This window comes from Anaerobacillus sp. ABR4_321, from assembly GCF_056158505.1.
This window is the reverse complement of sequence record NZ_JBSWTK010000001.1, coordinates 1416265-1431023: the sequence shown is the minus strand read 5'-3', so window position 1 is coordinate 1431023 and position 14759 is coordinate 1416265. Positions and strand designations below refer to the sequence as shown.

Sequence of the window (14759 nt, the reverse complement as noted above, 5' to 3'; positions counted from 1 at the left end):
TAATTTTGGTTGATTAATTAAGAATTGAATATTGTTTTAGATCAGTTACAGATCTTTGACTACCTCTTGGGAAAGCTGTGATTCCCGTACGAACCATCTCTTTTATTCCGTATGGTCGCAAAAGATCGATGATCGCTTCGATCTTATCTGAATCCCCCGTTACTTGAACTGTTAAGTTTTCACGGCTTACATCGATGATAGAAGCTCTAAATGGTTCGATTATTCCCGATAGTTCGCTTCTGACCTGTGCATTGCTAACGACTTTGATCAGCGCGAGTTCTCTTACAACGATGGCTTGATCTGTGATGTCAGACACTTTCAATACATCTACTTGCTTGTTTAACTGTTTGATCAGCTGTTCAATCTTTCCATCGCCTTCAACATTCACCACAAACGTCATTTTTGAAATACCTTCCGTTTCCGTATGACCAACTGTGATACTCTCGATGTTGAACTGTCTTTTCGTCATCAACCCAGTGATTCGGTTTAATACCCCGCTTTGGTTGATGACTGTAGCTGTCACAATTCGCTTCATGGTTTCACCCCGATCATTTCATGAAGACCTTTACCAGGCGCTATCATTGGATATACATTCTCAGTACCACTTACCCTGCAGTCGATCAATACAGGATCTCTATGGGCGAAAGCTTCACTGAAGACTGCTTCAGCCTCTTCCTCTGTATGCACTTGATAAGCTTTGATTCCATAAGCTTCACCTAGCTTTACGAAATCAGGTTGAACCGGTATAAGAGACTGAGAGTAACGCTGTTCATAGAAAGCTTCCTGCCATTGTCGTACCATACCTAGCGATTGATTGTTCACGATGACTATTTTTACAGGCAGGTTCAGCTCTTGAAGAACGGAAAGTTCTTGAAGCGTCATTTGAAACCCTCCATCTCCAGTGATCGAGACGACGGTTTGGTCTGGAAACGCTAGCTGGGCACCGATCGCAGCCGGAAAACCAAAGCCCATCGTTCCTAATCCCCCTGAAGTCACCCATTTGTTCGGATCAGCAAAAGAATAATATTGAGCTGCCCACATTTGGTGTTGCCCGACATCTGTCGTGATGATGGCGTCCCCTTTCGTATGCTTATGGACGAGCTCGATTACGCGCTGAGGCAAGAATTCTTCTGTGTTCGATTTGTACCAAAGTGGATAGTCTTCGTTCTTCTGGGCAAGTTGCTTGCGCCACTCCTCCGTCTCAGGGGTTCGTGTTTCTGTATCGAGTAAACTTATAAGCGCCTCCCTCGCGTCTGAAACAATCGGTATTTGGGTAGGAATGTTTTTCCCGATCTCTGCTGGATCAACATCGATATGAGCAACCGTTGCATGCCTAGCAAAATGATCCAAGTTTCCTGTTAAGCGATCATCGAATCTCGCTCCGATGCTGATGAGTAGATCGCATTCATAAAGCGCCATGTTGGCTGTATACGTACCATGCATTCCGCCCATCCCAAGAAACAGTGGATGCTTTCCTGGATAGCTTCCTAAGCCTAAGAGAGTGTTGACTACAGGTATTTCGTGCCTTTCAGAGAATGCACGCAACTCTTTCCCAGCATTCGCGTGAAGAACCCCAGCACCAGCTAAAATAACCGGTTTCTTCGCTGTTCCTATTGCATCTGCTAGTTTCTTAATTTGTAAGACATTAGGAGAAAAGGTTGGTTGATAGCCTGGCAGATTCACCTTGCACTCATCACCTGGAACCATTTTCATATTCGAAACATCTTTAGGGATGTCAACGAGGACTGGGCCTGGTCGCCCTGTGGATGCGATGTGAAAAGCTTCTTTAATGATTCTAGGAAGGTCTTTTACATCGCGCACCTGAAAATTATGCTTTGTAATCGGAGATGTGATCCCCATAACATCAGCTTCTTGGAAAGCGTCTGTGCCGATCACATTGCTCGCAACTTGACCTGTAAAAATAACGATTGGCAGCGAATCCATCATGGCGTCAGTAATGCCTGTCACGAGGTTCGTCGCACCAGGACCAGATGTAGCAATGACAACACCAGGCTTACCGCTTACTCTCGCGTATCCTTCTGCAGCATGAATCGAACCTTGTTCATGCTTTGATAGGATGTGCTTGATCGGTGAACGATAGAGTGCGTCATAAATTGATAAAACCGCACCTCCCGGATAGCCAAACAGCACTTCAACATTTTCTTTCTTCAATGAATCGATCAGAATATCCGCTCCGGTCATCTCCGTTGTAACAGCTTCGGCTTCATTTCTTGCCTTCGCCCGCATACTGTTGATCCCTCCAATGCTTATTGATGAGCTTTTTCATCCTGTATGAACTGGTTATTGCTAAAGAAAAAAAGCCTTCTCATCCCCACGCCGCTTTATACGGTCCGTAGGGGCGAAAAGACTTTCACGGTACCACCCTACATTTGTGACAAACTTCGTCACCTCAGTAACAGCTAATGCTGTTTTTTAATAACAAGTGTTGTAAAACACCTGGCTGATCCTAAGTTGCTCAATTCAGATCAACACTCAGAGGGGATGTCGGAGCAGGGAGTAATACCGGCTTCCACCTACACCGGCTCTCTGGTAACCACTCGATCCTGCACCTTTTACCTCGTCATTGATTTTGTGTATTTAATTTTGAATCCTTAACCCGCTTGAACGTCTCGCTTAGATGGGTATACGCTTACGCCATCTGTTGTCACAATATTTCTGAAAGCTTTTAGAAGGTTGTTCGTCGTTTTACCTGGTCGGCCTTCACCGATTACTCTTCCGTCTACCTTAACAACGGCAATCACTTCTGCAGCTGTTCCAGTAAGGAAAACTTCATCGGCAACATACACATCGTGTCGAGTGAACGTTTCTTCTCGCATCTCATATCCTTTTTCTCTCGCTAGTTCCATGATGGCATTTCGCGTAATGCCTTCTAGTGCGCCAACATATCCAGGTGGCGTTTTGATTACGTTCCCTTTGACAATGAATATATTATCTGCAGAACCTTCCGCAACATAGCCTTGATCATTTAGCATGAGTGCTTCGCTCACACCGGCAAGGTTCGCTTCGATTTTCACCAAAATATTGTTCAAGTAATTTAATGATTTCACTTTAGGACTAAGAACGTCGGAACGGTTTCTTCGACTTGCTACCGTTACGATCTCAATTCCTGTATCGTAAAGATGTTTAGGGAACAAGGCTAGTGATTCTGCAATAACAATCACTTGAGGCTCCTTGCATGTGAATGGATCAAGCCCAAGATTTCCCACGCCTCGTGATACAACAATACGAATGTAAGCATCTTGAAGGTCGTTTTTCTTCAATGTCTGAACGATAATGTCAGTCAGTTCCTCCATCGTATAGTTAATATTTAGCATGATTGAATGAGCTGAGTCGAAAAGTCGCTGAAGATGTTCTTTTAGTCGGAATACGTTTCCGTCATACATGCGAATTCCTTCGAACACCCCATCGCCGTATAGAAAGCCATGATCGTATACCGATACTTTGGCATCTTCTTTTTTCACAAATTCTCCGTTAAGGTAGATCCATTGTTCACTCACCTTGTTCACTCCTTTCCTTTTGGTAATAGACGCATTAAAGCGTCAAGTTTAATTTCAAGGACCAAAGCGAGTCAGGTCCTTGTTCAATGTGTGTGAATTGTTTAAATAATTTGTTTAATTGAGGACAATAATACTCCCGTTTCCACAGAAGGTCAACACCCTTTCTGAAAGTTTTTAGACTATTTAGATATATCTGTTTATTTGCAACCGCTTACAATCCCATCTAGAGTGAGATTACATGACATCAAGTTTTTTATTGTAAATTTTATTAAAGCGCTTACATGGCAAAATATAAAAAAACCCTTCTCAGTATGAGAGGGGGTGTAGGGAAACCTAAATATTCTAGTCCCAATGACGTAGGAGCTTGAATACCTCTTGCTTTCCTGTGGACGAACGCCCGAGCCTCAAAGCGGACAAAACCGGTCCACTCTGAGTCTCGTACGCCCGTTGGACCACGGGAGAATTCCTGTCAGAAAAGGAATCCTCTATTGCATACAAAAAAGCCCTCCGTTATGATGCATTCGTACCTAACCAAAGTACAATCATCAAAAGGAGGGCTCTTTTTGGATAATAAACGGAATCAACGATTAAATCAAGTGACAAATCAAACTCTCGTCATTGGCATCGACATCGCGAAACACACTCATTATGCGTGCGCAGTTGATGATCGCGGGAGGGAATTAAATCAACCTTTCAAGTTCAAACAAAGCGAGGATGGGTTTCATTCCTTGTATCATGAACTTCATAGCTTACTTCGGCAATATAAGAAAGATAAGATTTTAGTTGGATTTGAACCTACAGGTCATTACTGGCTAAATCTAGCTTCGTTCCTTTTAGATTATGATGTTCCTTTTGTGGTCGTTAATCCAATGCACGTCCACCGAACGAAAGAATTTGATGATAATCTTCAGACAAAGCATGATAAAAAAGACGCAAGAATTATAGCGAAGCTCATTACAGGTGGCCACTTTAGTTTTCCTAGAATACCTGATGGCGTTGAAGCTGAATTAAGGCAAGGATCTACGTTGAGATGGCAACTAAAAGAAGAACAAGCTAGATTAAAGAATCGAATGATTCGTTGGCAGGATCAATACTTCCCTGAATTTTCGACGGTCTTTAAAAGCTTTGGCCAGCTGGCTTGCGCCATCTTAAAACATACGCCTTTACCAGAAGATATCGTTGGAGTAAGTTCGAAAGAACTTGCGAATGTATATAAGGACAAGGCAGGTCTCTATGCGCCGTCTCAAAAGAAAATTGAGAAGCTACAGCGATTAGCTGAGCACTCTATTGGGGTTACGAATGGTATGGAGATGGGCCGATTTGAAATAAATAGCTTGATGGATCGTTTTACCTTCCTCAAAGATCAGCTCGAAGAGTTAAATCAGCGCTTATCTGTATTAGCCCAAGAAATGACCGAGTTTGAGTACCTAGTCTCTATTCCAGGAATTAGCGAAAACACGGTTGTTGATTTACTTGCCGAAACCGGATCCTTTACACAATATGAAAATCCACGCCAACTCATTAAGCTAGCGGGATTAACATTACGTGAGAACTCTTCTGGTAAGCATAGGGGGCAAAAGAGAATATCCAAACGAGGGAGGAAAAGGTTGAGGAGTCTCCTCTTCAAGGCTGTTCTTCCTTTACTTCAAAATAACCCTGTATTCTTTGATTTGTACTCGTATTATATTTCGAGAAAAGAAAATCCTCTGAAAAAGAAGGAAGCGATGGTTGTGTTATGCAGCAAGCTACTTAAAATCTTTTTCGGTCTTTCAAACCACCATGTATACTTTCAAGAAGATAGAATGAGGAATGACCTCCACTGTCTTAAAAGCGTATCTTAGCGACTACTTTTAAGCTCGATCAAACACATAGGCATGACACAGAGAAGCTGGCGCAGATCTTGACTTTCAACCTAGAGTTCATACGGGAGAATAATGCCGGCCTCTGCCTTATGAAGAGACCTAACGAAGGAATGTAGACGCATGACGTCAAGAGACATGGGAGGGTTCGTCCTCATAAGCAAGCAGAGATCAAGTGTGCACGTATATATTTCTGTAAAAAATTACATGGATCAGCAGGTTAACACGCCATCCACTTCCTTATATTCCTAAATAAGGAATTCCCTGTAGGGGTTTAGTTCCTACAGGGAAATTTAAAAAGATTTTTAATCCTATTAAACACTGGTACATCAACATTTCCGGAGGGAGTCAAGAGGTATTCCCTCCTACTAGAATACAATCAATCAAAGTTAAACTGTCCGACCTATTTAAAAAAAATCTTTCTTCACGTCATTTCAAGTTAGCTTTTTATTTGAATAAAAAAACTTAGTACAACGCTGATAGAAGAATAAAAATTCTCGACTTCAGTGGAATTAGGGTGACGGGTTCAAAAGAGTGTTGTGACGACAAAGCTCACAATTTCGTTGGTCTTGAGAGCTTAATACTCTAGTAACTAAACAACCGCTAATCTAGAAGTAGAATGATTTAGGGTCAGACCTTGGAGAGGATAGAGGCTCGCTTTACTATGTTCCAGTAATGCTTCTACTTCACTTCTTTTGCCTGTGACATAGTAAGCTCCTTTTTCTGAGGTAGGAAGTACTTCGAGTCCCCTTACTTCTGAATCGTCTCCGATCAACAAGAAGTCCTCTTCAACAGCATTCCCCTTTTCTATTTGGGAATAGTAAACCGGTTCAGTGCTGTTTCGGTCGATGCTTAATAAATCTTCTACCATTGCGCTCGCTGTAGGATCTGCTCCTGCACCCGGACCAGTTAACGTTATGTTACCTGCGAGATTACCAGCAACAGATAGAGCATTGTTAACACCTGTCACATTGAAAAAAGGATGGGCTTCAGAAACTGCAACTGACTCAACCGTAATAACTGGCTCTTCCTTTTGCAAACGAAGATTTGCGATATGTTTAATTCTAAGACCAAGTGCCTCAGCTTTCTTAATATCAAAGCTGGTCACTTCCCTAATTCCTTTTCTAGTGATACTTTCCCATTCAGGCTGTTTTCCATAAACAAGATCAGAGAGAATGAGAATCTTGTAAAATGCATCCCAGCCGTCGACGTCATTCGTAGGGTCAGCCTCCGCATATCCCTTCTCTTGTGCTAATCGGAGTGCTTCTTCAAAAGACAACCCGCTCACTTGACACTCATTGAGAATGAAATTAGAAGTTCCGTTCAGAATTCCGCTTATCTCTTTGATCTGGTTACTTCTGATTCCCTCTCGCAACGTGCTAAGAATCGGAATAGATGCTGCAACTGCCGCTTCATACCTAAGTCCTACGTTGTGCTTTTCAGCTAACTTCCTAAGTTCATTACCGGAAGTAGCAAGTAATTCTTTATTCGCCGTAATAACATGACAGCCTTTTTCTATGAATCTAGACAAATACGTATGAGCAGGTTCAACTCCTATAATCGCTTCGAATACGACATCAAGCTTTGGTAGATTTAATAACTCGTCAACATCCGTCGTCACCAACACGCGATCGTCTACTTCTCGCTTTATTTCACCGTTTTGAATCAAAATCGCTTCTATCGACACCTTTTTTCGCAGTAAAGCCTCCAATTGTTCACGCTGTTTTCCAATACTCTCATAAACCCCTTTGCCTACTGTTCCAAAACCAATTAACGCTACATGTAATGTTTCCATCATCTCCACCCCCGCTATTGTGCTGACCATTCTTTTAGTACTCTTCTTAATATTTTTCCGCTAATTTTGGTTTTAGGAAGCTCATCGAGTACTTCTATTTCTCTTGGAGCCGCATGGGCAGCCAAATTTTTTCTTACATGTTGGCGAATCTCATCTAGAAGTTGGTCGTTTTTTTCATAACCGTATCGCAAAGTAATATAGGCTTTAACGATTTCACCTCGGAGTTTATCGGGTTTACCTACCACGCCTGCTTCAGCAACAGCAGGATGGGTGATCAATTGACTCTCAACTTCGAATGGACCGATTCGTTCACCTGAAGAATTGATCATATCGTCATCTCGACCTTGGAAGAATATAAATCCTTCCTCATCTTTATAAGCTAGGTCACCTGACACATACCAACCTGGATAAGGAAAATAGCTTTCATACTTCTCCTTGTTGTTCCAGATCGTTTTCATTAATCCTGGCCACGGTGCTTGAATAGCAAGCTGTCCTGTATTTCCGACAGGAACCTCGTTTCCGTTCTCATCTAGGATCCCAACCTTTACACCTGGAAACGGCCGTCCCATCGAACCAGGCTTAATCTTCTCACCAGGGAAGTTCACGATCAGGTGTCCGCCTGTTTCTGTCATCCACCACGTATCATGAATTCGTTGCCCCCATACCAGGGATGCCCACTGAATCACTTCTGGGTTCAATGGTTCTCCTACGCTCAAAATGTGTCGTAATGATGTTAAGCGATAGTTTTCTACTATATCTTCTTTTGCCATCAACATGCGAAACGCAGTTGGTGCACTATACCAGATTGTGACTTTCAGCTCATCGATTAAGCTATACCAATCCTCAGCTTTAAAGCGGCCTCCGTTAATGACGATCGTAGCTTTATTTAACCAAGGAGCAAACAAACCATATACGCTTCCTGTTACCCACCCAGGGTGAGAGGTGCACCAATACACGTCTGTATCTTTTATATCAAGTACCCATTTACCTGACTGAAAATGGTGAACCAAGGAACGTTGAGCATGAAGAACGCCCTTTGGCTTTCCTGTTGAACCACTTGTATAGTGAAGTAAAAAACCATCCTCCGGATCTGCCCACTCTATACGTGGCTCTTCGTCTACCTGAGTTCTTTCCACCTCTTCGGTTGTGAGAATAAGACGAAGAGTAGGTATTTCATTTGCAGGCACTCTTTTCTGAAGTTCTTGATCGGTAAGGAGCGCTGTACCTCCACAATCGATGATGCGATCCTTCACAGCTTCTTCCATAAACGCTTCAAACAAAGGAGCTGCGATCGCCCCGATCTTAATCACTGCGAGTATGGCAATATAGCATTCAGGATTTTTAGGGAGGAACACAAAAACCCTTTCTCCTTTTTTTACCCCATGCTTTTTTAATACAGCGGCATAATGATCAGTCTTGATTTTCACTTCTTCAAACGTTAACGATCTTTTTTCATCTTCATTAACATAATGCAATGCAACTTTATTTCCAAATCCATTTTCAACGTGTCGGTCGATGCATTCATAAGCGACGTTCATTTTCCCAGAACGATGGAGGAAATGATCGACACTTTCCCACTGAAATGTTTCGTATGCTTCTTCATAACTTTCAAGGTTCGTATACTTCGCTTGAGATGAAATCTGTTTTGGTAGTGTAATGCTCATATGCTGGTTCCTCCACTGACGGTTGCAGGTGTGGTCAATTCCAACCTCTCTAAAATTTGTTCTTTGTATTCTGCGAGTTTTACACTTCCTCGAGATCGAGGTCGTGGTTCATCGATTATGATTTCTTCTTCTTTCCTTCCAGGCTGACCCTTAAGAATGATGAGCCTGTCACAAAGGTATAGCGCTTCTTCAATGTCATGAGTAACGAGCAGAATCGTTGTTTTGTAAGACTCCCATATTTCTAACAATAGATCTTGAAGCTTCATTTTCGTAAATGCGTCGAGTGCGCTAAAAGGCTCATCTAATAACAAATACTGCGGGGATGTTACAAGCGCCCTTGCAATCGCAACACGCTGCGCCATTCCACCAGAAAGCTGTTTTGGAAAGTCTTTTTCATTGCCTTTTAGGCCAACAAGATCAAGGTACTTCGCTGCGCTTGAGCGCTTCTCTTCTCTCGTTCCTTTTAAACCAAACGATACGTTGTCTATGACGGATAACCATGGCATAAGCCTCGGCTGCTGAAAAATGAATCCTAATTTCTCATCAACATGGTTGCACACCTCTCCATCGATGATGACATCGCCGGTATACGATGTATCTAATCCTGAAACCGCTCGTAGCAATGTACTCTTCCCACACCCACTCGTTCCAAGTATCCCGATGATTTCGCCACTTTCTGCATGAAACGAAATGTTGCTAATGGCTTTTCGACTCTCAAACTCTTTACTCACATTTCGTATTTGTAAACTCATTTTGACTCCCCCTTACCGCTGTTCCATTCGATCCTGCCAATGCAGCGATCTGTTCTCGACTACCTTCAATATCGCATCGCTCACTTTTCCAAGCAGAGCAAAGAGAACGATGCTTGCAATAATTAGCTCTGGTGAGTATGTGTTCTGCCCAAGAACCAGCAAATATCCTAATCCTTGACTTGCACCCATCAATTCAGCTGCAACGACAAACATCCATCCAAGCCCTAGACCACTTCTAAGGCCGATAAGAAATGAAGGTAGTGAAGCAGGGAGAATAATTCGTTTTACTAATTGATAACTATTTAATCCATACATTTTTCCTACTTCGATCAATTGACGATCGACGCTCAAAATTCCACTAACAACATTCAGATAGACTGGAAAAAACACGCCTACTGCAATCAGTGTCACTTTCGATGCCTCTGCGATTCCCATCCATAGGATAAAAAGAGGAACCCAGGCTAGCGATGGAATCGAGCGAAAGGCCTGGATGATCGGATCAAAAAATTGCTCAGCTTTACGGTAAATCCCTACAAAAGATCCGAGTATTAAGGCAACCCCCGCTCCTAAGAGAAAACCTAAGAAAATCCGATAAAGCGTGATGCCAATATGGCCAAAGAGAGAGCCATCAGCTCCTAGATCGACAATCGTGTTAAAGATTACTGTTGGAGCTGGAAGTAGATAGGAAGGGAGCACCCCTAACCGACTCAGAGTTTCCCAAACAACTAACAATATGAAAGGGAGAATACTTCCTATAAGAATCGGATGTAAATTGAACGGTTTAGGCGAGGCTTTACCCGTAACCCCCTTTAAGGGGATTGCTTCCGTATGGTTTTTTGCCATGGATCTCTTATCCCCTTTCTATTTCTGGATGACTTCTTCCGCAAACGATGGATCGATCAATTCATCCGTTAACTTTTCAATATCAGCATCTGGCTCAATAATCTCCCCTTTTTGTAGTACGTTTCCTGCTTCAACAATCGCTTTCTTCTGTTCTTCACCAGGAACGGGACTTGAAAAATCATTTCTTTCAAGCTGCTTTTTTGCTACGTCAAGTTGGATATCAGCTTCTTCTGCTAATAGCTCAGCTGCCTCTTCCGGGTGTTCGATCACCCATTTTCTAGCTTTCTCGTAAACGCTAATCACTCGTTTCACGTGTTCAGGATATTTTTCAGCAAACTCTGTCCGTGTGTTCAAGAAACCATACGTATTCAAATCTGCATTTCGATAGAAAAGTTCTGCTCCTGTTTCTAGTTCAAGACGCGCCATATGAGGGTCCAGTCCTGCCCAAGCATCTACCTGACCAGTACTTAAGGCAGATGCCCCGTCTCCATGTTGAAGATTCACAAGTTCGATATCATCTTGAGTTAACCCCACTTCATTCAAAGAACGAAGCAAGAAGATGTAAGGATCCGTTCCGAGCGTTGCAGCTACCTTTTTACCTTTTAAATCTTCTACACTACGAATACTTGAATCTTTTCCAGTAACGAGTGCTGTCCATTCTGGCTTTGAATAAATATACACGTTTTTAATCGGTGCGCCTTTTGCTTTTGCCATCAGTGCCGCTGCACCTGCCGTTGAACCAAAATCAATACTGTTACTATTTAAGAATTCAAGCGCTTTGTTACTTCCTTGACTCAAGACGTATTCGATGTTGATGTCCTCGTCCTCAAACTCCTCTTCCAGAAGCCCTTGCTTCTTCACGACAAGACTAGTAGGAGAATAGTAAGCGTAATCCACTCTGATTTCATCAGGCCCTTCTTTTGAAGAAGCGTCTGAAGAAGAACAGCCTGCACTAATAATCAAAGCCGCGATCAGAGCGAGTGCAACGAAACTTCTTACATCAATCCATGGAATTCTCTTCATAATGGTTTCTCCCTCTCTTTTTTAAAGTTCACATGCATATGTTGAAATCGTGCCTCTTAGCCTCTGGGCTTCTTTATATGTGCATCGATTATGAACAACTTGTAAACCAGCGTCTGCTGCTATTTGTGCAGCTTCTTCAGATACCACGCCTTCTTGCAGCCAGAATATGCGTGGCTTGATCTCCCCTGCTTCTCTTGCGATTTCAACAGCTGCCTCAGGACTTCTAAACACCTGCACGACATCAATTGAATGTGGGACACTTTTTAAATCGGGATACGCTTTTTCACCTAGGATTGTATCTGCCTTCGGATTCACAGGGATTATCTTGTATCCTAATCTTTGCATCTTCCTTGCTAATCGGTGACTCGGTCGCGATTCGTTCCCACTTAGACCAACGACGGCAAGTGTTTTCTGTCTTTGCGTTTCAACACCATCGATCACTTCTTTTTCATAAGGACTTTGAAGTGCCCATTGAATTTCACCTTCATCATTAATGACGATACGAGTATCCGTTTCTAGACCTGCCGCTTTACGAAGCGATTGATCCAAGTCGAAGATTAAATCGTCTGCACCTTCTACACCGACAGATAGGCGAATCAGTTCTTCTTTTACTCCTGCTTTCTCTAGCTGCTCTCTACTCAACTGTTGATGAGTCGTACTCGCTGGATGAATGATCAAGCTTTTCGCATCCCCCACATTTGCAAGGTGAGACCAAAGTGAAACATGATCAATGAGCTTACGCCCTGCTTCCTTTCCTCCTTTTATTCCAAAGTTCACAACTGCACCAAAGCCATTCGTTAAAATTTCTTTCGCATCATGATAGGAAGGATGACTTGGGAGACCAGGATAGCTCACCCACTCTACTGCAGGGTGATCTTGTAAATAGGTTGCTAGCTTAAGTGCATTCTCATTATGTTTTTCCGCTCTGAGATGAAGCGTCTCAAGTCCTTGTAAAAGAAGAAAGGCATTGAATGGACTCAAACAAGACCCAAAGTCTCGAAGGAGCTGGACACGTAATTTTGTACTGAACGCAAGAGTCGCAAAATCAATCGCATAGCGAATGCCGTTGTAGCTATCGTCAGGTTCAGTGAACGTTGGAAACTTCGGAGAGTTCCAATTAAAACGACCTCCGTCGATGACTACTCCTCCAATCGATGTACCGTGGCCACCGATCCACTTCGTCGCAGAATGTACAACGATATCTGCTCCTAAAGTGAGTGGCTTACATGCGTATGGAGTGGCAAACGTATTATCGACGATCAATGGAATGCCTGCTCCATGTGCGATTGCTGAGACTTTTTCTACATTTAGTACAGACAAGCTTGGGTTCCCGATGATTTCAGCGAAAACGCCTTTTGTTTTATCAGTTATCGCTTTTCTAAAGTTTTCTGGATCTGTTGGATCGACAAACTTTACGTTGATCCCATATCTCGGGAGGGTTACCGCAAATAAGTTATAAGTACCGCCGTATAAGTTAGAAGCCGCTACGATCTCGTCACCCGCACTTGCGATATTCAGAATAGAAAGTGCGATTGCTGCCTGACCTGATGAAGTTGCAACCGCTGCGACCCCGTCTTCAAGCAGAGCCATTCGTTTCTCAAAAACATCCACCGTGGGATTTCCAATCCGGGAGTAAATATTTCCTGGTTCATCAAGGGAAAATAATCGCTCGGCATGTTCACTATCATGAAAAACGTACGAGCTCGTTTGATAAATCGGTACTGCTCTCGAGCCAGTCGTTGGATCTGGGGATTGACCCCCGTGTAGGGAAAGTGTGTCGAACTGATATTGTTGTGTCATCGTAATTCCTCCAGTAATTGTGTTGTAGTAAATATAAAAAAAGCCCACTTCAATAAGAAGAGGGCTTTTGCCTCCTCTTATCTCTCAGAATAGTAGCTATTCTGCAGGAAGTAGCACCTTTTTAAGCTTCTTGCTTAAAGGTTGCCGGGCATCATCGGGCCAGTCCCTCTGCCTCTCTGGATAAGAGTAATTTATTTAGTTTTGCTATACACTTGCTGCTATTCTTGCTTTTGAAATTGCCTGATCCAAATCGTCGACAAGATCATCGATATGTTCGATGCCTACCGACAAGCGAATCAGGTCATCTCGAACACCCGCAGCGGTTAGTTCTTCTGCACTTAACTGCTGGTGAGTTGTGCTTGCAGGATGAATGATCAAGCTTTTTGCATCCCCAACGTTTGCCACATGTGACCACAGGTTTACTGAGTTAATAATTCCTGCTCCGGTTTCGCGGCCGCCTTTTATTCCGAAGACGACTACGGCTCCCGCACCTTTTGGTAAATATTTTGCAGCTAAGGTCTTTGACGGATGATTTTCTTCTTCAGGATAACTCACCCACTCAACTGCCGGGTTTTCTTTCAAATAGGTAACGATTTTACGCGTGTTTGCAACATGTTCCTTCATTCTAACGTGAAGTGTCTCAATTCCTAATGCGATTTGGAAAGCGTTAAAAGGACTCAATGAGGCGCCTGTGTCTCGTAATAGTTGAACACGAGCTTTTATGATGAAAGCTGCTTCAGGCAGGGCCTCTGCATAAACGATGTTGTGATAGGAAGGATCTGGTTCGATAAAGCCTGGGAATTTAGATGAATTCCAATCGAACTTTCCACTATCGACGATCAAACCTCCCATCGTTGAACCGTTACCACCAAGCCACTTCGTCGCAGAATGAATAACAATATCAGCACCATGCTCGATCGGTCTACATAAATACGGTGTTGCGAAGGTATTGTCGATGATAAGCGGAATGCCAGCTTCATGAGCGATTTCAGCCACTTTCTCGATATCGAGTACGTGAAGGCCTGGATTACCAATCGTTTCTGCAAAGATTGCTTTTGTATTAGGAGTAATCGCACTTCTAAACGATTCCGGATCTTTCGGATCAACAAAGTTGGTTTTTATTCCGTATTTAGGAAGCGTCGTTGAAAAAAGGTTATATGTGCCGCCATATAAAGTAGAAGCAGAAACAATTTCATCACCGCTATTCGCAATATTTAAAATCGCGTTTGTGATGGCTGCCATACCACTTGCAAGACCGAGGGCTCCAATTCCGCCTTCAAGCTCCGCAACCCGTTCTTCAAGCGTTCCTACCGTCGGATTACCAATTCTAGAATAAATAAACCCTTCTTCTTTTAAACCAAACAAATCAGCTGCATGTTCCGTGCTGTTAAATTTGTATGCGTTGGATTGATAAATCGGTAGTGCTCTCGCTCCTGTAGCTGGATCTGCCTGTAAACCACCATGAATGCCAATCGTTTCTAAGTTATAACGCTTCTCTGCCATCT

General features: G+C 42.9%; 11 protein-coding genes and 1 riboswitch. Of the genes, 1 reads left to right on the top strand and 10 read right to left on the bottom strand.

The window, feature by feature from the left end; all coding sequences use genetic code 11:
• Positions 1-13: 13 nt before the first annotated feature.
• From ilvN to ilvE, 3 genes are all read right to left on the bottom strand, one after another.
• A complete protein-coding gene (ilvN, locus tag ACXADT_RS07440; RefSeq protein ID WP_270179924.1) occupies positions 14-535 on the bottom strand; it encodes an acetolactate synthase small subunit in 522 nt (173 codons plus the stop codon).
• The gene (ilvB, locus tag ACXADT_RS07435) at positions 532-2247 is read right to left on the bottom strand and encodes an acetolactate synthase large subunit (RefSeq protein ID WP_474833995.1); all 1716 of its coding nucleotides are present in this window, start codon (positions 2245-2247) and stop codon (positions 532-534) included. The genes ilvN and ilvB overlap by 4 nt, the downstream gene beginning before the upstream one ends.
• Positions 2248-2612: 365 nt before the next feature.
• Positions 2613-3518: a branched-chain-amino-acid transaminase gene (gene ilvE / locus ACXADT_RS07430; protein WP_270179926.1), complete on the bottom strand. Its 906-nt coding sequence runs from the start codon at positions 3516-3518 to the stop codon at positions 2613-2615.
• Between the two features lie 563 nt (positions 3519-4081).
• On the opposite strand from ilvE, the gene ACXADT_RS07425 reads away from it, so the two are divergent.
• Positions 4082-5359 carry an IS110 family RNA-guided transposase gene (locus ACXADT_RS07425; protein WP_474833993.1) on the top strand — a complete coding sequence of 426 codons (1278 nt, stop codon included), beginning with the start codon at positions 4082-4084 and terminating at the stop codon, positions 5357-5359.
• A 610-nt stretch (positions 5360-5969) separates the two neighbouring features.
• Here ACXADT_RS07425 and ACXADT_RS07420 read toward each other — a convergent pair.
• The 7 genes from ACXADT_RS07420 to ACXADT_RS07390 form a co-directional block, all read right to left on the bottom strand.
• The gene (locus ACXADT_RS07420) at positions 5970-7172 is read right to left on the bottom strand and encodes a homoserine dehydrogenase (RefSeq protein ID WP_474833991.1); all 1203 of its coding nucleotides are present in this window, start codon (positions 7170-7172) and stop codon (positions 5970-5972) included.
• A 14-nt stretch (positions 7173-7186) separates the two neighbouring features.
• Positions 7187-8836 carry an acetate--CoA ligase gene (gene acsA, locus ACXADT_RS07415; RefSeq protein WP_474833989.1) on the bottom strand — a complete coding sequence of 550 codons (1650 nt, stop codon included), beginning with the start codon at positions 8834-8836 and terminating at the stop codon, positions 7187-7189.
• The gene (locus ACXADT_RS07410) at positions 8833-9588 is read right to left on the bottom strand and encodes an ABC transporter ATP-binding protein (protein ID WP_474833987.1); all 756 of its coding nucleotides are present in this window, start codon (positions 9586-9588) and stop codon (positions 8833-8835) included. Before ACXADT_RS07410 ends, acsA begins: the two co-directional genes overlap by 4 nt.
• 12 nt (positions 9589-9600) lie before the next feature.
• Positions 9601-10431: an ABC transporter permease gene (locus ACXADT_RS07405; RefSeq protein WP_474833985.1), complete on the bottom strand. Its 831-nt coding sequence runs from the start codon at positions 10429-10431 to the stop codon at positions 9601-9603.
• A gap of 18 nt (positions 10432-10449) precedes the next feature.
• On the bottom strand, positions 10450-11454 hold the full coding sequence (locus ACXADT_RS07400; RefSeq protein ID WP_474833983.1) for an aliphatic sulfonate ABC transporter substrate-binding protein: 1005 nt from the start codon (positions 11452-11454) through the stop codon (positions 10450-10452).
• 21 nt (positions 11455-11475) lie between these two features.
• Positions 11476-13254: a PLP-dependent aspartate aminotransferase family protein gene (locus ACXADT_RS07395; protein WP_270179931.1), complete on the bottom strand. Its 1779-nt coding sequence runs from the start codon at positions 13252-13254 to the stop codon at positions 11476-11478.
• A gap of 74 nt (positions 13255-13328) precedes the next feature.
• Positions 13329-13441, bottom strand: a riboswitch (SAM riboswitch).
• A 17-nt stretch (positions 13442-13458) separates the two neighbouring features.
• On the bottom strand, positions 13459-14757 hold the full coding sequence (locus ACXADT_RS07390) for an O-acetylhomoserine aminocarboxypropyltransferase/cysteine synthase family protein (protein ID WP_474833981.1): 1299 nt from the start codon (positions 14755-14757) through the stop codon (positions 13459-13461).
• Between the last annotated feature and the right edge of the window lie 2 nt (positions 14758-14759).